Raw genomic sequence first — 18,406 nt, 5'->3', positions numbered from 1 at the left:
AATGCGAAAACCGGGAAGCATGTGGAGCCTCGAGACTTTGGGTCGCGTCCGCTTGTCCCGGCACTTCTTCATGCGTGACTTTCTGTATTCCGAGATTGGCAATTTTCACCAGCAACAGAACATCCCTGACAACCCGGATCTGGCGATTGAAACAGGGTGTGCGTTTTGCGAAACCCTGCTGGACCCGTTAGAGGAAACCTTTGGCCGCATTGCCGTGCGGTCAGGGTACAGGTCGCCGTCGCTAAACCAGTTCGGCAATGAAAACCGGCTAAATTGCGCCCACAATGACAATCCGTTGGAATGCCATATCTGGGATCGCGGCGAAGGCGATGCGCGGATCGCCGGAGCGTCAATCGTCATCCCCTGGTTTGCGGATCAATACGGGCAGGGGCGAGACTGGCGGGATTTAGCGTGGTGGATGCATGATCACCTGAACTATTCCGAGATTTGGTTCTTTCCGAAACTTTGCGCGTTCAATCTTGTGTGGCGGCCCAAACCAATGCGCAGGATTGACAGCTACATTGCCCCGCGCGGATGCTTGCTAAAGCCGGGTGCCGAACCCGGTGAAGACAAATCCGAGCGCCAGAGGCGTTACGTGGATTTTCCCGCATTTCGGGCCCTCGCCTATCCGTAAAGTTTCCCTTGCCCGGCCGTGGCAAACCTTCCATCCTGAAGAAAAAGCAAAGAGTTCGGAAAACCGAGCAAATGGAGGCCCCTGCGTGATCGAGCCGCTGGTGTTCTTGCCTGGATTGATGTGTGATGCCCGACTGTTTCGCCCGCAGATCGAGCTGTTGTCCCGTACGAGGGCGGTGACCGTTGCGCCCATTTCTGGTGGCGAGCGCATCGAAGAAATTGCTTCGGGGTTATTGGACCAACTGCCGCATCGCTTCGCGCTGGCCGGACTCAGCATGGGTGGGGTCGTGGCTTTGGAATTGATCCGGAGAGCGCCGGAGCGAATTTCACGCCTGTGTCTGATGGCGACTGACGCTCAGGCCGATACACCGCAAATAGCCGCCAGTAGAGAAGATCTGATCATCGCGGCCCAAGGCGGGCGGTTGGAAGACGTGATGCGCAAACTTGTGGGGTCGGACGCTCTGGCACCGGGGCCGAAGCGTATTCCCATTCTCAATGATCGTTTGACGATGGCCGAGGGGCTGGGCTCTGAGGTATTTGTGCGTCAGATGCGGGCATTGCAGCGCCGCCCGGATCAGCAGGCCGCTTTGCGGAAAATCAAGGTTCCTACCTTGGTTCTGTGCGGCACGCATGACACTCTGACACCGGTTCGACGGCATTCCTTTATGGCCGATCTGATACCAGAGGCTGAGATACTTGTTCTTGAAAACGCGGGACACCTTTTGACCCTGGAAGCGCCAGATCAGGTCAACGAAGCCTTGCACACCTGGCTGAGTGCACCACAGCGTTTCGATTACGGATAAAGTGCGGCACGTTCGTCTTTGGATATCACGACGGGCGCCGCGACGGGTTCGCCGGTTTTCCTGTCGAAAAACGGTGTATTCTTCCAACGGCCAGACAGACGCGAAATCGCAACACGGCGTATCAGTCCGAAAGCGGCGAAGCTAATCTTTTCGTGCTTTTGTTTGCCATTGGGCCGAGGCACAAATCCACGGGTTGTGACAGGACCCAAATCAGAAATGTCATCGGTGATCCTGCGCACCAGAAAACCGGCAAAGGGAAGTGATGCCCCTGGTGGCGTTGTCGCCAGCGGTGTGTTGCAGCAGTTGGCATACCATCGCAGCATGCCATTGGGGCTGAGCTTCATGACCGCCAGGAATTGGCCGCCAGCGGAAATCTCAATTTCATCAGGCGCCATCTGCAGAATATCGACGGCTCCGGGCGCGGGGTCCGGTTGTTTGAAGTACAATTGCGCGGCCCGGCAATCGTGGCAGAAACACTCGACATGCGTCCCTTGCCGGACACCCCTTGCCGATATGCGCCCCTGCAGACTGCCGCACCGACAGGAAAAGGCGAGACCGCTATGCGCAGGCTCGCTCATGTCGCTCAGGCTACTTTGTTGGTATTCGCGGCGCGTCGGCGCGTCTTGCGGCTGTTTTCATTCATGAAATCAATCACAAGCGGGCGGATGTTGTCACGCCAACTGCGGCCTGCGAATATGCCGTAATGGCCTGCGCCGGGTTCCACATGGCTTGCCTTCTTGCTGTCGGGCAGGCCGGTGCACAGATCAAGCGCGGCGATACACTGACCAGGGGCCGAAATGTCGTCATTTGCCCCTTCGACCGTTTTCACTGCAACATTGGTGATCTTGGACATATCCACCTTGTGGCCAGCTACGACAAACTCGTTCCGGGCAATCTCGCGGTTCTTGAAGACGCGCTCGACGGTCGACAGGTAAAACTCGGCGGTCATGTCCATGACTGCCAGATATTCGTCATAGAAGCGATTGTGCGCATCCAAATCCGAGGCTTCCTCGCGAATGACACGTTGAATCTGATCCGAAAACGCCTTGGAGTGCCGTTCGGCGTTCATGGACATGAAAGAGGCCAGCTGCAACAGGCCGGGATAGACCATGCGGCCAACGCCTTTGTATTTGAAGCCAACACGCTGGATCATCGTCTCTTCCAGCTGCCCCATTGTCACGCGCCGCCCAAAATCCGTCACATCGGTTGGGGTCGCATCCGGATCAACCGGCCCACCGATCAGGGTTAGAGTGCTGGGCTGGGCTTTTGGTTCGACTTCGGCCAAATAGGCTGTGGCCGCAAGGGTCAGAGGCGCAGGCTGACATACTGCAACAACATGCGTGTCTGGGCCTAGCTCTTTCATAAAATCGACAAGGTATAGGGTGTAATCCTCGACATCGAACTTGCCGGCAGACACAGGAATATCGCGCGCATTATGCCAATCGGTGATGTAGACTTCGCAATTGACCAAAAGGCTTTTGACAGTCGAACGCAGCAGCGTTGCATAGTGGCCCGACATCGGGGCGACAAGCAGCACCTTGCGCGGTTGTTCTTCGCGGCCGTTGACGCGAAAATGGACCAGATCGCCAAACGGGCGTTCCAGAACCGTTGTAATTTCGACCAGATGGTCTTTGCCGTCTTCGCAGGTGAAAGTGCGGATGCCCCAGTCGGGCTTCACAACCATGCGTTGGAAGGTGCGTTCTGTCACCTCGCCCCAGGCCGCCATCCAGTTGAAAGCGGGGTTGGGAACCATGGAAAACATCGGGTAAGAGGCCATCGCGCTGGCTGTGGCACCAAGCCATTGGTTGGTGTTGCGCATGGTTTCCATAAGGTCGTAGGTCATCATATAGCGCATAAATGGGGCCTCCTGAGTGTCAGTCTGATAGTTCGGACCATTCGTCGCTTTGCCCCCCAGCACCCACGACGTTATTCTGCATAGCAGCGAGGTTAGGGGGGAATTGTTAAAATGACAACAAGTGAAGACCAAATGCCAGACGTATCAGACGAACACATTGAACGCCTTAAAGAAAATATGGAAAAGGTCGAGCAACTCTCGAAGCGTTTGATTGAGGTCATGGCTACTAAAAAGCCTCACACACCTGCATTAGATGGCCCGAATCAAGAGCTTTTCGCACGAGCAGCAACGGCATATTGGGCCGAAGCTTGGCAAAATCCCGCCAAACTGTTGGAGCAGCAGATAGAATTCTGGGGAAAGTCTGTTCTGAACTTTGCTGAAGCGCAGCGTGCGTTGACAAAAGGCGAAGCGGATGACGAAATCTCCTCCCCCGGAGACAAGCGCTTCTCGAACCCCTTGTGGGAAACCAACCCCTATTTCCGTTTGATCCGTCAACAATACCAAACCAACGCCCAGGCTATTGCGCAAGCTGTCGCTTCGGTCGACGATCTTGATACCAAGGACAAGCGGCGCTTGCAGTATTTCTCGCAGCAGATCATCGACATGATGGCGCCGACCAATTTTCTGGCGACGAACCCGGATGCTTTGCAAAAAGCGGTCGAGACAGAAGGCCAATCGTTGATCAAAGGGCTGGAGAACCTTGTTGCCGACCTGGAAGCCAACGATGGCGAACTGGTGGTAAAGCTGGCGGACGAAAATGCGTTCGAGGTCGGCGGAAACCTGGCAACCTCACCGGGTGAAGTGGTCTATCGCAACCGGATGATGGAGCTGATTCAGTACAAGCCTGCGACAGACACTGTCTACGAGACACCAATCGTCCTGTTCCCGCCCTGGATCAACAAGTTTTATATCCTGGACCTCAAAGCACAGAACAGCATGATCAAGTGGATCACCGAGCAAGGCTACACCCTATTTGTTGTCAGCTGGGTCAATCCGGATGAAAGCTATGCCGAAACCGGCATGGAAGATTACATTCAGGACGGCTTTTTGACGGCAATCGACGTTGCCAAGAAGATCTGCAAGGTCAAACAGGTCAACGCGGTCGGCTACTGCATCGCGGGCACTACTCTTAGCCTGACTCTTTCGCTGATGAAGCAGCGCGGGGATAAGTCGGTCAAATCAGCCACGCTGTTCACGGCATTAACGGATTTTTCTGATCAGGGTGAATTCACGCCTTTCCTGCAAAACGACTTCATCGACGGGATTGAGGAAGAGGTGAACAAGGAAGGCGTGCTGCGCTCGTGGATCATGGCGCGCACGATGTCGTTCCTGCGGTCACGCGACCTGATCTATGGACCAGCCATTCGCAGTTACATGATGGGCGAGGTGCCTCCGGCCTTTGATCTGCTCTACTGGAACGGCGATGGCGCGAACCTTCCCGCGAAAATGGCCGTCGATTATCTGCGCGGCCTGTGTCAGCGTAACGAGTTCGCAACAGACGGTTTTGAGCTGTTGGGACACAAACTGTCCGTCAGCGATGTAGATGTGCCTTTGATGGCCGTTACATGCGAAACCGATCATATCGCTGCCTGGAAAGACTGCTACCGGGGCGTTCAGAAAATGGGATCGCGTTCGAAGACTTTCGTGGTTTCCGAGTCGGGCCATATCGCAGGCATCGTGAACCCTCCGAGCAAAAAGAAGTACGGACACTACACCAATCCAGACCTGAAACTGGATTCCGACACTTGGCTTAAGGAGGCAGACTTTCATGAAGGGTCCTGGTGGCCGATGTGGGACGCATGGCTGAAGAAACGGTCCGGGAAACAGGTGCCCGCACGCGTTGCCGGCGATTCGGAATACCCAAGCCTAGCTCCGGCTCCGGGTACCTATGTTTTGGCAAATCCAAACGCCTGATTTCATTTTGAAACTTAAATTTTTCTGCATCGCAGCAAGAAAAAACTTGCAATGCTGCGATGCAGCAATCATATTGTCCTCAAGCTGATGAAGCCCGGGGTGGGCCCGGACCGGCTAAAAGGATTAGGACAATGGCAAAGACCCAAGACTTTAGCGCGATCATGAAAGACATGATGGGCGCATTCCCGGTGGACACCACCGCAATGGAAGACGCATTCAAATCGACCGCTTCGCTGAACGAAAAGCTGTCGGGCGTTGCTTTGGAAGCTGCTGAGAAATCGGCCGAGATCTCGAACAAATGGACCAAGGACACCCTGGCCAAGCTGACCGAGATGTCGAAAGCAAAGACAGAGCCTGCTGACTACGCAAAAGCGGCAACCGATTTTGCAAGCGCGTCGGCTGAAGTCGCAGCTGAAAACCTGGCTGCTTTCGCTGAAATCGCGAAAAAAGTTCAGACCGAAACCGTCGAGCTGCTGATGGCTGCTGGCAAAGACGCTGCAGAAGAAGCAACTGCTGCTGTCAAGAAAGCAACCAACGACGTGACCACTGCTGCTAAGAAAGCCGCAGCGGCCAAGTAAGAACGTCCGCGATAGGCACCTTATCCTCCCTAAAGGTGCAATCGCGTTGGGCAGGTCCATTGACCTGCCCTTTCTTTTTGTGCTGCAGTCGCATAACCTGTGCTGCAACGCATCATCCTTGGGGAGGGTACCCGGTGTCGGACCAAGAAAAACCGCTGCTGATCAAGCGCTATGCCAGCCGTCGGCTGTATAACACCGAGACCAGCGATTACGTGACGCTCGAAGATATTGCGGGGTTTATCCGTGATGGACGCGAGGTTCAGATCATCGACCTGAAAACCGGGGATGATCTGACACGTCAATATCTTCTGCAAATCATTGCTGAACATGAAAGCCGCGGTGAAAACGTACTGCCGGTTAATGTGCTGAACGATCTGGTCCGCAGCTATATGGTGCCGGGTGGGGGTATGATGCCACAATTCCTGCAAAGCTCGTTCGAGATGCTTCGTGAAAGCCAAAGCAAGATGATGGAGAATATGAGCGCCATGAACCCGATGTCGCAGATGCCGGGATTCGACGCGCTGCAAGCGCAGCAACAAGCGTTCCTGAAAGCCATGACTGGTGGTTTGTCCAGCGGCTGGTCCTCGCCTGACGCGGAAGAGGAAAAGGCCGAGCCGAAAGAGGATCTGGACGACATCAAGAAACAACTGGCAGAGCTTCAGCAGAAGCTGTCCAAGCTGAACTGAAATCGAAAAGAAAAGGCCCGCAGTTAAGCGGGCCTGTTTTTTTAGGTGCCATAGACCGGCATCGGGCCGGTCACTTCGCCCACAGAAGCCAGCAGAATATCCGCGATCACATCCAGCTCTTCGCGTGTTAGTCGCACGGGAAGGCGCACGTCGCATGCTTTCATCAGCATGGCGCGGGTTTGGGGAAGCTCGAATTTCTCGGGCAAGAACTGCCAGTTCCAGAATGCACGGGCATTGTCCTCGCTCAGACCAAAGACCTGCACTTTCACACCACGTGCCTCGGATGCGGCGGCAAAGGCGCGAATCTCGGCCTCGTCCATGCCAACAAGATTGAACTGGATCGAGTCGGGCGCTCGCCTTTCAGGTGCCAGCGGTGCGGGAACATCGATATAGGGTGATGTGTTCAGGCGCTCGGCCACATAGTCGTGATTTGCCAGGCCGTCGCGAACACGGCGCGCAAGTTCAGGGATCTGAGGACGGATCACCGCCGCGCTCAGATTGCTGAGACGCAGGTTATACAGCGGCAGTTTGTTCTGCCAGCGGGCAAAGGCCTCTTCCAACTCGGAAGAGTTGTCGCCGTGCGGAGTTTTGTGCTTCTTCCAGTTATGCTCATACGCGCCAGACATGATGACGGCGCGGGCCACCATATCAGCATCATCCGTGACCAGTATGCCGCCTTCGCCTGCGTTGATCATCTTGTAAGACTGGAACGAGAAACAGCCGACCTTGCCAATGGTGCCAATATTGCGGCCATGCCACGTGGTGCCCAGCGAATGCGCTGCGTCCTCGATCACCGGGATGTCGCGCGCGTCGCACAGGTCCATGATGGCATCCATGTCTGACGTATGTCCGCGCATATGGCTGATGATCACGGCTTGAGCGTTGCCCAGCTTGGCCTCGAAATCTACCATGTCGATGCGATAGTTTTCACCCACCTCGCACAGAACCGGAATGCAGTCCGCGTGCACGACAGAAGAGGGCACTGCGGCGAAGGTAAAGCCGGGTATCAGAACGCGTGCGTCGCGAGGCAAATCCAGCGCCTTGAGCGACAGGAACAGCGCGGCCGAGCAAGAAGAAACCGCAAGAGCGTATTTCGAACCCAGCAATTCCGCGAACTCGGCTTCCAGCAAGGCCACCGGGGCATCTTGCGGTGCGGTATAGCGGAACAGATCGCCTGATTGCATCAAGGCGTCGATGGCTTCGCGGGCGGCTGCGGGGATGGGTTCGGCGTCATGAACGTTTGGTGGAAGCGTCATATTTGGTTTTCCCGAATTCTATCTTTGGGAAAGATAAAGCTATTCACGTGGCAAGCCAAGCGCTCATTCCACGCTGCGGCGAGAATTCACCAATCTGTCATAATGTTTAAGTGGATCAGACCCCAAGACGGTCGCGCAGCGCGAACCAGGTCATCGCAAGTACCAGCAGCGGGTTGCGCAGGGCGGGTCCGCCGGGAAAGGGCAGGGCAGGCACACGCGCCATTGTATCGAACCCTTCAGCCTGTCCCTGTATTGCCATGGCCATGAGTTGTCCGGCATGTGTCGCAGTGCCGACGCCATGACCGGAATAGCCCGAGGCCGACAGGATATTTGGTGCCACGCGGGTAAGATAGGGCATTCGCCGCATGGTTATTGCGAGCGTTCCCCCCCAAGCATAATCGATTTTGACATCGCGCAGATGCGGGAAAATCTCGGTCATGGGTTTGCGAACCTTGGCGGCAATATCTGAAGGGAAACGGTAGCCATAGCTTTCGCCGCCCCCGAACAACAGTCGACCATCCGCACTCAGGCGGAAATAGTTCACAACGAACTTGGTATCAGCAACCGCGACATCCTGTGTCAAAACACGTCCGGCATCGCTGCCTAGTGGTTCGGTGGCGGCAATGAAGTTGTTGATGGGCATGACCCGAGAAGCCACAGAGCGATCGAGGTCGCCCAGATAGCCGTTACACGCCAGGATCACATGCTCGGCCCGAACGGTCCCGTTAGAGGTATGGAGTACTGCAGGTCGTGCTTCATCAATCCCGGTGACCTCGGTGTTTTCGTAGATCCGCACACCCGCTTTCGCCGCCGCGCGCGCCAACCCCAAGGCATAGTTCAAGGGGTGAAGGTGCGCCGCGCCCATATCCAGATAGCCGCCTTTGTAAGCCGGGGACGGGCAGAGCGCGCGGCCTGCGTTTTCATCCAATAGCTCAATCTGATCATAGCCATACCGTCCCGACAGATGACCGGCGTGATCATGCAGCTCTTTTTGCTCTGAAGAGCTTAGGCCCAAAACCGCAATTCCGGGTTTCAAGTCGCAGTTGATTTGGTGTTTGGCGATCAGAGACTTGACCAGATCCTTGGCGTCTTCGGCCAAATCCCACAGCTTGGTAGCATCTGCATCGCCAACAAGGCGTTCGAGATCTTCCTGATCCATCCGTTGCGCACTGCCCAATTGGCCACCATTGCGACCGGACGCGCCGAAGCCGACGCGATGGGCTTCGAGTAACACGACGTCGAACCCGGCTTCGGCCAGATGCAGCGCTGCTGACAGGCCGGTGTAGCCACCACCTACAACGCATACGTCTGCTTTAGTATCCTTTGACAGAGCAGGAAAACGATCCATCGGGTTCGCAGTCGCAGCGTACCAACTGGCAGGGTATTCGCCCTTGCGGTCATTCGAATAAAGCAGGTTCACGGCGTGTCTCAGACGTTGATCAACAGATGCTCGCGTTCCCACGGAGAGATGACCTGCAGGAATTCCTCGTACTCAGCCCGTTTCACGATGCCGTAGACGCGGGCAAATTCGGGCCCAAGGACCTCATGCAGGGCCGTAGCCTCGTCAAACAGATCCAGCGCTTCCCCCATGACCTGAGGAATATCCCCTTCGCCTTCATAAGCGTCGCCATAGAATTGGCGGCGGGGGCGCTCCTGTTCGACCAGGCCCAGATAGCCGCAGGCCAGTGACAATGCGATGCCCAGATACGGGTTGCAGTCCATCCCAGCGATACGGTTTTCGACACGGCGCGCCGCGGGGCCAGAAAGCGGGACGCGGATGCCGGTTGTGCGGTTGTCGCGGGCCCATTCCAGATTAATCGGCGCTGCATGGTCTTTCACATAGCGTCGGTAGGAGTTCACATAAGGCGCCATCACGGCCAGGCCGGCGGGCAGATGGTTCTGTAACCCTGCAATAAAGTGGTAGAACGCGTCCGTCTCACCGCCCTGCGGACCGGAGAAGAGATTCTCTCCCGTTTCCATGTCGATGATCGAATGGTGGATGTGCATGGCCGATCCGGGCTCTTCCTCGATCGGTTTGGCCATGAAAGTCGCAAAGCAGTTGTGGCGCAATGCAGCTTCACGGATCAGGCGTTTGAAGTAAAACACCTCATCCGCCAGCTTGATCGGATTGCCGTGACGCAGATTGATCTCTAGCTGTCCGGCTCCACCTTCCTGCGTGATGCCGTCGATCTCGAACCCCTGATGTTCGGCGAAATCATAGATGTCGTCGATCACCGGACCAAACTCGTCCACTGCTGTCATGGAATAGGCCTGTCGTGCCGCCGCCGGGCGGCCAGAGCGACCCATCATAGGCTTGATGCCCTGTGCCGGGTCGACATTGGGCGCGACCAAGAAAAACTCCATCTCGGGCGCGACAACGGGTTTCCATCCCTTGTCGTGATAGAGCTGCACAACACGCTTAAGAACATTGCGCGGGCTGTACGGTATAGGATTGTCGTCCCGGTCATAAGCGTCGTGGATCACCTGTAGCGTCCAGTCTCCGGTCCAGGGCGCAGCGGAGGTGGTCGAGAAATCGGGTTTCAGGATCATATCCCGCTCGATAAAGCCATCTTCACCCGCGGCCTCGCCCCAGCCACCTGTGATGGTCTGGTAGAAAATGCTGTCGGGTAGGTGGAAATACGACTGCTTTGCAAACTTCGAAGCAGGCACAGCCTTACCCCGTGCGATACCAGGCAGGTCCGAGATGATGCATTCAACCTCGTCCAGCCTCTGTCCGTGGAAATACGCTTTGGCGGCGTCCGGCAGTTTATCAGTCCAATCAGCCATCAGGCTCTCTCTTTCTTTAGAAACTCGGCCATTTGGCGCGCGATTCTTGCATTGTCATCGGGTGCAGTTTCACGGTTTGCGGCTGCTCGCATAAGGTTATCGGGAACCACGCCTTTGCCGCGTGTCCGCATCAGGCCCGAAACGAATCCGTTAGAAAATTCTGGATGCGCCTGAACTGTCCAGATCGTGTCTCCATAGGCCAGCATCGCGTTTTCGCAGAATGCATTCCGTCCCAGAACACGAGCCTGATCAGGGAGTTGTACAACCTGATCCTGATGCCAGGCATTTAGCCAGACCTTGTCCCCATCATAGTCATACTCTGTCCGCCCCACGGCCCACCCGCCCGAGAATTTCTCGACCTTGCCACCTAGGGCCTGCGCAATGATCTGGTGGCCAAAACACACGCCAATGAGCGGCCTGCCGCTTTGGTGGATCTCTCGGACCAACGCTTCCAGCGGTGCAATCCAAGGCAGGTCGTCATACGCACCATGGCGCGATCCGGTGATGACCCAACCATCTGCGTCATCGGCTCCGTTTGGGAAGACATTGTCCACAACCGCAAATGTTTCGAAATCAAACCCGTGGCCATCAAGAAGTTTGGGGAACAGAGCGTCGTAATCCCCAAATTCATCCTGCAGCACATCTGGGGTGTGGCCGGTTTGTAGTATGCCGATTTTCATGTGACACCAAATTTGATCAAATTCATTCTAGCTGAGTCCGTGCAGGGCGGCAAGAGGGTCAAACCGCCTCAAGATAGCTCAGCCAGTGTGCCTCTGAAGGAATATTTTCAAATCGGGCAATCTCTTGCCGCTTGGTCATTGCCAGGTACCGGATTAGATCGGCAGGGAACAGGCGGGCGATCAGGGGATCTGCCTCAAACCGGTCTATTGCCGTGGACCAGTCTGGCATCAACTGCGGCAGGTCCGGATGATCGTAGGCGTTTCCGGTGATTGGGGCAGGGGGCTGCAGCCCGTCTTCGATACCTATTAGGGCTGCGCCCAGAACCGCACTCAGCATAAGGTATGGATTGATGTCGCCCCCAGCAACACGGTGTTCAATGCGACGTGCTGCCGGCGCGCCACCCGGAATACGAATGGCCGCGGTTCTGTTCTCGTAGGCCCAGCACGCTCCGGTCGGCGCATGTGCGCCCGGCACAAGTCGCGTGTAAGAATTTCCATGCGGCGCAAAGATCAATGTGCTGCCAGGCATGGCCGCGACACAGCCCGCTACGGCCGACGTCAGAAGCTCTGTGCCTTCGGGCCCGCCATTGTCAAACACGTTACGCCCGTCTTGATCCAGGACCGAGAAGTGCACATGCATCCCATTGCCTGCATCCTCGGCGTAGGGCTTGGACATGAAAGTTGCCGCAAACCCGTGTTTGCGGGCCAGCCCCCGCGTCAAGGCCTTGAAAAGCCACGTATCGTCAGCGCAGCGCATGGCGTCTTGGTGGTTCAGGTTTATCTCGAACTGGCCCACGCCGCTTTCTGAAATGGCAGTCTGCGCCGGGATTCCCATGTCGGCGCAACCGTCATACAGGTCAGTGAAAAACGCTTCGAAGGCGTCCATTTCGGCAACTGATAGAACGGCCTCATGCGAAAGACGGCGACCGGTGATCGGATTCAACGGAGGCTGCGGTTGCGGGCCAGAGGTATCGACCAGAGTGAACTCTAGCTCGGTTGCAGCCAAAACCGACCAGCCACGCTGTGCATAGCGCTCCAACGTGGTGGCCAGGGCATGGCGCGGGTCTCCGGCAAACGGAGTCCCGTCGTCGTCAAAAAGGCTCATTGGAACCAGCGCCGTTTCATTTACAAGCCAGGGAACCGGCACTGGTCCACGTTCCGTCGGGCGTAACACGCCATCGGCGTCGCCTGTTTCAAAGACCAGAGGGCTGCCGTCGATATCAGCACCCCACAGATCAACGTTCAAGGCCGAGAACGGCATCCGCACCGCACCTTTTTCCAGCTTGTCTGCATAATTGGCGGGGACGCGTTTGCCACGCATCTGACCGTTCAGGTCACATGCGGCAACTCGGAAATTGTGCAGGGCGCTCAGGTCCATTGGGGGCTCCGTCGGTACTTTTCCCCCGAGATGTACTTCAATGGATTTGCTTTGTCATCAAATTTGATCAAATTGTGCGGGTAGCAAAAGGGCGTCGACGTAAGTAACGCCGACGCCCTAAAGTTTTCGGTCAGGCGAATGTAACGCCGTTTTCCGCCATCGGCAGGGTCGTGACCTTAACGCCCGTCAGGGCGCGGATCGCATTCGCCAGCGCCGGAGCGGATGGGGGCGTGCCCGGCTCACCCACACCGGTCGGTGATTCAGCCGAAGGAACGATGTGCACGTCGATGGCCTGGATGTCACTGATCCGCAGTGGCTCGTAATCCGGGAAGTTTGTCTGATCCACGGCACCGCTGGTGAGCGTGATCTGATCGCGCATGACGTGGCCGATGCCGTAACCGGCACCACCTTCGATCTGCGCCTTGATCACGTCGGGATTTACGGCGATTCCGCAATCGACGGCACAAGTCACCTTTTCGATGCGAATGCCGCTGTCCACGTCGCCGGACACTTCGACAACCTCGGCAACATACGAACCAAATGACTTGTGCACCGCGATGCCCTGCGCATGACCAGCCGGTGCATTTCCCCAACCCGCCTGTTCGATAGCCAGTTTCAGAACGCCGGCCTTGCGGGCCTGGTCGGCATTGGTCGCATCGTTCAGATGTGCCAGACGGAATTCAACCGGATCACGCCCTGCTGCTTCGGCAGCTTTGTCCATCATGGTTTCCATGACATAGGCCGTATGGGTGTGACCCACCGAACGCCACCACAAAAGCGAGGTCGCCTTGGCCGTGTCGGTCAAACCCAGCGACATGCCCGGGATGGCGTAAGGACTGTCTGCGATACCCTCGACCGAGCTGTGGTCGACGCCGTCATGGACCAGCACAGACTCAAACGGTGTGCCTTTCATGATCGACTGTCCCGCAACCTTATGCTGCCAGCCGACAACGTTGCCCTGACCGTTCAGTCCGACACGGACCTTGTGGCCGAAAGCAGGACGGTAGTATCCACCGCGGATGTCATCTTCGCGAGTCCAGACCAGTTTCAACGGGCGCGTACGATCAGTAAGTACAAAGGCCAAGGCGGCTTCGACCTGATAATCCGCATCCGGAGTGGCGCGGCGACCGAAGGACCCACCTGCAAGCAGTGTCTTGATCTGGATTTTTTCCGGAGGAAGCCGGAAAATCTCGGCGAAGGCGAAATGGGTGATCGTGGGGATTTGCGCAGCGTCGTGCAGCAGGATGCCACCATCTTCGGTTTGTTCGATGGTGCAGTTCATTGGCTCCATCGGGGCATGCGCCAGAAGCGGGAAGAAGAATGTCTCTTCGATCACCGTGTCCGCACCGTCGACTGCCTTCGCAACGGCTGCCATGTCCGCTTTATTCACATTGTGCTGTGGCTCGGCGTCCAGAGCGGCACGAATCTTGGCCTCGATCTCATCCGAATTGCGCGTTTCGGCTGCGGATATGTCCCACTCGACCTCAAGCGCATCACGGGCCTGAATCGCAGCCCAAGTGTTTTCGGCGTAGACAGCGACGCCCGCATTGTTGGGCAGAGTCGCAGCGTTGATGAAGCCCTTAATCTCTTTCGCGACACTATCGTCAAAGCCAGTAACAGTGGCACCGCGCGCCTCAGGGCGTTTGATCATGGCGATCATCTGGTTGGGTAAATGCAAATCCATACCATAGATCGCCTGACCGTTGCCCTTGATGGCTGAATCCTTACGGCGCACATCCGGGTTGCCGATCAAACGAAACTCTGACGGATCTTTCAGGCGCGGCTCTGCCGGAGCTTCGAGCTGCGACGCAGCCGCCACAAATTCGGCGATTGGAGCTTCGTTGCTGCCCGCCTTCACAACACCTTCATCGATCGTCACGCCCGACGCGTCCACGCCCCAGGCTTGCGCGGCGGCTGTGATCAGCATCTCACGCGCAGCGGCACCGGCCTGGCGGTATTGCTGCCATGAGTTGGCGATAGCGGTCGAACCGCCGGTACCCTGGGCCTGACCAAATGCAAGGTTGGCGTAAACTTGGGGGTTAGACGGTGCAAAGTCATATTCGATCTGGTCCATCCGCAGGCCGATTTCTTCCGCAATAATCGTCGGCAGACCGGTCGCTGGGCCTTGACCCATTTCAAAATGCTTCACGATCGCAGTCACGGTGCCGTCGGCATCAATCCGCACAAACGGATTGAGCTGAACGTTCTCGGACGACGCTGCGGCAATCGCGCCATCGGGACGCGCACCAACCAGCAGAACCGCACCTGCGGCAGCTGCACCCTTCAGAAACCCCCTGCGGGAAGTGTTGATAGTCATGAATCAGGCCTCCAGAATTTCAGATGCACGCTGGATACCGGCGCGGATACGTTGGTAGGTCGCGCAGCGGCAGGCGTTGCCGTACATGTATTCGTCGATCTCTTCGGCGCTGGGCTTGGGGTTCTCAGACAGTAGGCCAACGGCCGACATGACCTGACCAGACTGGCAGTATCCACATTGGACGACATCAAGCTCGACCCAAGCTTGCTGGACGGCCGAGCCGATCTTGTCCGCACCGATCGCTTCGATTGTGGTGATCTCGGCATCTTCGACATCTTCGATATACGTCTGGCACGAGCGGACGGGTTCTCCGTTCAAATGCACCGTGCATGCGCCACAAGAGGCAACGCCGCAGCCGAATTTGGTTCCGGTCAGTTTCAGTTCATCCCTGATTACCCAAAGCAAGGGGGTGCCGGGTTCGGCTTCGACCGTATGCGTCTCGCCGTTCAGTTTCAGATTTATGGCCATGAGGGGGTCTCCGTGTTGGCTTGTTGCCCGAGTCGGTAAACTGGCGGGTTTACATGTGGCACAATACTTCGCGCCTGTAAACTCCTGCGTTTACCTAGGGTTTGACCGGCCCCCGTCAATAGGTCTATAGCTCGGGTATGAATGAATGCAGCACACCGAATGCGTCCAAGTCCGCACAGATCATCGAAGCTGCCGTGGCCGAGTTCCAGGAAAAGGGTTTTGCCGCAGCAAGCATGGATCGCATTTCTGCGCGGGCCGAAGTGTCGAAGCGTACGCTGTACAAGTATTTTGAAAGTAAAGAAAATCTGTTCCGGTCTATCGTGATCGAATTGTCCAGCCGTTTTGCCGAGGTGCTGGAAATCCGGTATGAAAAGGGTCGCGATATTCGCGAGCAACTCACCGAGCTGGCTTGGGCCGAGGGACGAATTCTAATGCTGCCGGATGTCATTGCGATGGCGCGGATGGTCATCAGCGAAACCTTGCGCAACCCTGTGCTCGCGGCTGAGGCGCAGGGCAAACTGGATAAGACCGCTACATTTATCGCCATGCTCAAAGATGCGGCTGAAGATGGGCAGCTGAGAATCGACGACCCCGAACAGGCCGGGCAAGAGTTTATCGGCCTGATCAAAGCACGCGCCTTCTGGCCTTTGTTGTTTACCGGCGGAACGCTGACCAAGGCTGAGATGGAGGACACGATCGAAAGCAGTGTTCAGATGATGATCAGCAGATACGGCATCGATCCGGACTTGCCCGCCTCTTGAGCGCACGTGGGTGTCGCGTAGGCCACACATTGCGTCAACAACACTGCACCGATCCAGCTTAACCTTTCGCAATGCGCGGCGGCTTGCGGAAAAAAATAGATGCAGCTATCAAATTCTTCCGAAATCGGCCAATCGGCATTGAAAGAACGTGCGCTTTGCCAACCAGCCCTAACCATCCAACTGCAACTCAATTTGGGGCTCCAGAAGCGGCGGTCCCATGGCGTCTGTCGGCCGCGCGAAATCCTTGGCATTCTGTCCTGATCGAAAAGAACGCGACCCAACATCGGATTTCAAATTATCAATACGACGGCTGACTGCTGATTTCGGTGTTTTCAGTTCTTACGCGGTACGGCGAAGTCCCGAAATCGCGCTACCACTTCAAGGGTTAACAGTGAGCTCTTGGGTGACAATTTTCGTAAGTGGAACATCATATCAATTTTGGTATGAGTATGAGCACAAAAAAGCAATGGGAATGCAAAGCAAAACAGTTCTAACTCTCTACCAGGTTTCTCCAAGGGAACAGATGAGCGATGAACAGTTACGTAAAGCCACCCAAGTGGGAAAACCCCAAGGTCAAGCTCTTTCCGCATCAGGTTGGTTTTACTTGTCCTCCGCATGACTTTGACGCGGCCCCGTCTGATTTCTTGCGCATGGCACCGCGCAGTGTTGGTGTGCACGGCCGTATGCTTCATGTGCCGGACTATGCTCACCGGCTGGATCAACGCAAAAAGAACTTCGGCCTGCTGGAAGAATTCATGGAATGCATGGCCAACAATGGGGCGGACGTCTGTGGGCAGGTCGGTTCAAATTGGGTGCATGCCAGCGGTCTGGGTGTAGAAGGTATCCGTCAGCATATCGAAATGCTGAGCGACAAGTACGAAACACCGTTTCACATGGCAGGCTATTCGATGGTTGAAGCGCTGCGTGATCAGAATGTGGAAAAGGTCGCGCTCAACGCCTGCTATCACAGGGACACTTGGTATCAAGGCACAGTTGGGTTCCTGAAAGAAGCCGGGTTTGATGTGGTCTGGGCCGGTAACTTTTTTGATCAGGGTTGGTTCAACAGCCAGGAAGCGGTCGATGATTGCATTTGGTGTTTTGAAGAAGAGCTGATCTACAAGTCCTTCGATTATACTGCTGACAAGGCCCCCAATGTCGATGCTTATCTGATCAACGGGATGAGCAATTATCGCCGCCCGTCCGACGGTATTGCCCAGCGTCCGGTTCACTATGAAGTCGAACTGGAGAAACGGCTTGGCAAGCCGGTCATTGGCCATGACACCGCGCTTTACTGGCGCATTTTCAAAACCCTGGGCTTGGCTCCGGAAACCCAGCAGGGCAGCCTGCTCTCCTCACTGAAAGACTGAAGCGAATGCACAAGATTGTAGCTCTCTGGGCGATTCCCCGCTCTACCTCGACCGCGTTTGAATGGATGATGCGCCAACGTGGCGATCTGGATTGCCTGCATGAACCATTTGGCGAAGCCTGGTATCAGGGTGAAGACCCAATGTGGCCGCGTTTTCAGGAAGGTGAAGTCACAACCCCCGGCCTGACCCTGGAAAGTGTGTGGGACGATATCAAAGCCCGTGCCGCAAAAGGGCCGGTCTTCATCAAGGATTTCCCACATTATATCAACCATATGTGGGACCCCGAATTCTTGTCGCATTTCACACATGCCTTCCTGATCCGCGACCCGGCCAAGACGATTTCGTCCATGTACAACAAATGGCCGGATTTCGATGAGCTCGAGGTCGGGTTCCCCGAGCAGCGCGCTTTGTTTGATCTGCTGACAGCCTTGAACGGCGGCAAAAAACCTCCGGTTGTTGACAGTGACGACCTGCTGGAAAACCCGCATGACATGACCCGGGCATTCTGCGATGCGGTTGGCATCCCCTTCGTCAAAGAGGCTCTGACCTGGAAAGCTGGTGGCGACCCGTCCGAGCATAGTTGGTGGGACGGTGGGTCTTTTCATGCCAACCTGGCCCAGTCTACCGGTCTGAAACCGCAAAAACGAAAGTACGTTGAAGTGGCTGATGCCCCTGAACGCGTGCGCCGTGTGCACCGTCGGATGAAGCCTCACTATAATCACCTGTACAAGCACCGCATCCGCGTGTCGGAAACTGCCTGAAAAGAAGCAAGATGAAAAAGCGAGTCAAAACAGCGGCGGTTTCACGCCCCGCTAAGGTTATGCCTTACGGTCCAATCCCGGAACTTTATGTGTCCTATGAGTCTGCCCAGAAACTTAAGTTCGAAGCTTCTGATCTGACCAGCCATGACCTGAGCCCGCGTC

The 18,406-nt window shown here is 56.2% G+C and carries 17 protein-coding genes; 8 read left to right on the top strand and 9 right to left on the bottom strand.

The genetic code is table 11. The features are described 5' to 3' along the window. Positions 1 to 19: 19 nt before the first annotated feature. Together GS632_RS15415 and GS632_RS15410 are read left to right on the top strand one after the other, a co-directional pair. Entirely contained in the window at positions 20 to 634 is a 615-nt protein-coding gene (locus GS632_RS15415) for a hypothetical protein (RefSeq protein WP_171722190.1), read from the top strand. A gap of 85 nt (positions 635 to 719) precedes the next feature. Next, positions 720 to 1,436 carry an alpha/beta fold hydrolase gene (locus GS632_RS15410; protein WP_171722167.1) on the top strand — a complete coding sequence of 239 codons (717 nt, stop codon included), beginning with the start codon at positions 720 to 722 and terminating at the stop codon, positions 1,434 to 1,436. On the opposite strand, the gene GS632_RS15405 is transcribed toward GS632_RS15410, so the two are convergent. Further along, positions 1,427 to 2,014 (bottom strand): DUF6151 family protein, encoded by a 588-nt coding sequence (locus GS632_RS15405; RefSeq protein ID WP_171239084.1) that lies wholly within the window; start codon positions 2,012 to 2,014, stop codon positions 1,427 to 1,429. The two genes, GS632_RS15410 and GS632_RS15405, sit on opposite strands and share 10 nt — an antisense overlap. Before the next feature lie 5 nt (positions 2,015 to 2,019). Beyond that, on the bottom strand, positions 2,020 to 3,291 hold the full coding sequence (phaZ, locus tag GS632_RS15400; RefSeq protein WP_171177338.1) for a polyhydroxyalkanoate depolymerase: 1,272 nt from the start codon (positions 3,289 to 3,291) through the stop codon (positions 2,020 to 2,022). A gap of 111 nt (positions 3,292 to 3,402) precedes the next feature. Between phaZ and GS632_RS15395 the strand changes: the two genes are divergently transcribed. From GS632_RS15395 to phaR, 3 genes are all read left to right on the top strand, one after another. Next, positions 3,403 to 5,205, top strand: a complete 1,803-nt coding sequence (locus GS632_RS15395) for an alpha/beta hydrolase (RefSeq protein WP_171236785.1) — start codon at positions 3,403 to 3,405, stop codon at positions 5,203 to 5,205. Positions 5,206 to 5,336: 131 nt separating this feature from the next. Next, the gene (locus tag GS632_RS15390) at positions 5,337 to 5,783 is read left to right on the top strand and encodes a phasin family protein (RefSeq protein WP_171177334.1); all 447 of its coding nucleotides are present in this window, start codon (positions 5,337 to 5,339) and stop codon (positions 5,781 to 5,783) included. Between the two features lie 134 nt (positions 5,784 to 5,917). Next, complete coding sequence (gene phaR, locus GS632_RS15385; RefSeq protein WP_171177332.1) at positions 5,918 to 6,469, top strand: polyhydroxyalkanoate synthesis repressor PhaR; 552 nt, start codon at positions 5,918 to 5,920, stop codon at positions 6,467 to 6,469. A gap of 41 nt (positions 6,470 to 6,510) precedes the next feature. On the opposite strand, the gene GS632_RS15380 is transcribed toward phaR, so the two are convergent. From GS632_RS15380 to GS632_RS15350, 7 genes are all read right to left on the bottom strand, one after another. Then, positions 6,511 to 7,725, bottom strand: a complete 1,215-nt coding sequence (locus GS632_RS15380) for a DegT/DnrJ/EryC1/StrS aminotransferase family protein (RefSeq protein ID WP_171239086.1) — start codon at positions 7,723 to 7,725, stop codon at positions 6,511 to 6,513. Between the two features lie 115 nt (positions 7,726 to 7,840). Further along, positions 7,841 to 9,145 (bottom strand): FAD-binding oxidoreductase, encoded by a 1,305-nt coding sequence (locus tag GS632_RS15375; protein ID WP_171177328.1) that lies wholly within the window; start codon positions 9,143 to 9,145, stop codon positions 7,841 to 7,843. 8 nt (positions 9,146 to 9,153) lie between these two features. Beyond that, positions 9,154 to 10,512, bottom strand: coding sequence for a glutamine synthetase family protein (locus GS632_RS15370; RefSeq protein ID WP_171239088.1), 1,359 nt, complete (start codon positions 10,510 to 10,512; stop codon positions 9,154 to 9,156). Continuing rightward, on the bottom strand, positions 10,512 to 11,192 hold the full coding sequence (locus GS632_RS15365) for a type 1 glutamine amidotransferase (RefSeq protein ID WP_171177324.1): 681 nt from the start codon (positions 11,190 to 11,192) through the stop codon (positions 10,512 to 10,514). The genes GS632_RS15370 and GS632_RS15365 overlap by 1 nt, the downstream gene beginning before the upstream one ends. A 58-nt stretch (positions 11,193 to 11,250) precedes the next feature. After that, positions 11,251 to 12,570, bottom strand: a complete 1,320-nt coding sequence (locus tag GS632_RS15360) for a glutamine synthetase family protein (RefSeq protein ID WP_171239089.1) — start codon at positions 12,568 to 12,570, stop codon at positions 11,251 to 11,253. A gap of 130 nt (positions 12,571 to 12,700) precedes the next feature. Further along, a complete protein-coding gene (locus GS632_RS15355) occupies positions 12,701 to 14,887 on the bottom strand; it encodes a xanthine dehydrogenase family protein molybdopterin-binding subunit (RefSeq protein ID WP_171722166.1) in 2,187 nt (728 codons plus the stop codon). 3 nt (positions 14,888 to 14,890) lie between these two features. After that, complete coding sequence (locus GS632_RS15350; protein ID WP_171236778.1) at positions 14,891 to 15,355, bottom strand: (2Fe-2S)-binding protein; 465 nt, start codon at positions 15,353 to 15,355, stop codon at positions 14,891 to 14,893. Between the two features lie 137 nt (positions 15,356 to 15,492). On the opposite strand from GS632_RS15350, the gene GS632_RS15345 reads away from it, so the two are divergent. From GS632_RS15345 to GS632_RS15335, 3 genes are all read left to right on the top strand, one after another. Then, complete coding sequence (locus tag GS632_RS15345) at positions 15,493 to 16,116, top strand: TetR/AcrR family transcriptional regulator (protein WP_171239091.1); 624 nt, start codon at positions 15,493 to 15,495, stop codon at positions 16,114 to 16,116. Between the two features lie 530 nt (positions 16,117 to 16,646). Further along, complete coding sequence (locus tag GS632_RS15340) at positions 16,647 to 17,483, top strand: hypothetical protein (protein WP_171177314.1); 837 nt, start codon at positions 16,647 to 16,649, stop codon at positions 17,481 to 17,483. Positions 17,484 to 17,488: 5 nt separating this feature from the next. Further along, the gene (locus GS632_RS15335) at positions 17,489 to 18,244 is read left to right on the top strand and encodes a sulfotransferase family protein (RefSeq protein ID WP_171177312.1); all 756 of its coding nucleotides are present in this window, start codon (positions 17,489 to 17,491) and stop codon (positions 18,242 to 18,244) included. Positions 18,245 to 18,406: the final 162 nt, after the last annotated feature.

The organism is Ruegeria sp. HKCCD7296 (assembly GCF_013110775.1).
GTDB lineage: Bacteria > Pseudomonadota > Alphaproteobacteria > Rhodobacterales > Rhodobacteraceae > Ruegeria.
This window is presented reverse-complemented; position numbering and strand designations above follow the sequence as displayed.

Excerpts from the sequence above, each read along its gene's own strand:
- GS632_RS15415 (WP_171722190.1), top strand. The coding sequence starts at position 20 with ATGTGGAGCCTCGAGACTTTGGGTCGCGTCCGCTTGTCCCGGCACTTC.
- GS632_RS15405 (WP_171239084.1), bottom strand. The coding sequence starts at position 2,014 with ATGAGCGAGCCTGCGCATAGCGGTCTCGCCTTTTCCTGTCGGTGCGGC.
- phaZ (WP_171177338.1), bottom strand. The coding sequence starts at position 3,291 with ATGCGCTATATGATGACCTACGACCTTATGGAAACCATGCGCAACACC.
- GS632_RS15395 (WP_171236785.1), top strand. The coding sequence starts at position 3,403 with ATGACAACAAGTGAAGACCAAATGCCAGACGTATCAGACGAACACATT.
- GS632_RS15390 (WP_171177334.1), top strand. The coding sequence starts at position 5,337 with ATGGCAAAGACCCAAGACTTTAGCGCGATCATGAAAGACATGATGGGC.
- GS632_RS15380 (WP_171239086.1), bottom strand. The coding sequence starts at position 7,725 with ATGACGCTTCCACCAAACGTTCATGACGCCGAACCCATCCCCGCAGCC.
- GS632_RS15370 (WP_171239088.1), bottom strand. The coding sequence starts at position 10,512 with ATGGCTGATTGGACTGATAAACTGCCGGACGCCGCCAAAGCGTATTTC.
- GS632_RS15365 (WP_171177324.1), bottom strand. The coding sequence starts at position 11,192 with ATGAAAATCGGCATACTACAAACCGGCCACACCCCAGATGTGCTGCAG.
- GS632_RS15360 (WP_171239089.1), bottom strand. The coding sequence starts at position 12,570 with ATGGACCTGAGCGCCCTGCACAATTTCCGAGTTGCCGCATGTGACCTG.
- GS632_RS15355 (WP_171722166.1), bottom strand. The coding sequence starts at position 14,887 with ATGACTATCAACACTTCCCGCAGGGGGTTTCTGAAGGGTGCAGCTGCC.
- GS632_RS15350 (WP_171236778.1), bottom strand. The coding sequence starts at position 15,355 with ATGGCCATAAATCTGAAACTGAACGGCGAGACGCATACGGTCGAAGCC.
- GS632_RS15345 (WP_171239091.1), top strand. The coding sequence starts at position 15,493 with ATGAATGAATGCAGCACACCGAATGCGTCCAAGTCCGCACAGATCATC.
- GS632_RS15340 (WP_171177314.1), top strand. The coding sequence starts at position 16,647 with ATGAACAGTTACGTAAAGCCACCCAAGTGGGAAAACCCCAAGGTCAAG.
- GS632_RS15335 (WP_171177312.1), top strand. The coding sequence starts at position 17,489 with ATGCACAAGATTGTAGCTCTCTGGGCGATTCCCCGCTCTACCTCGACC.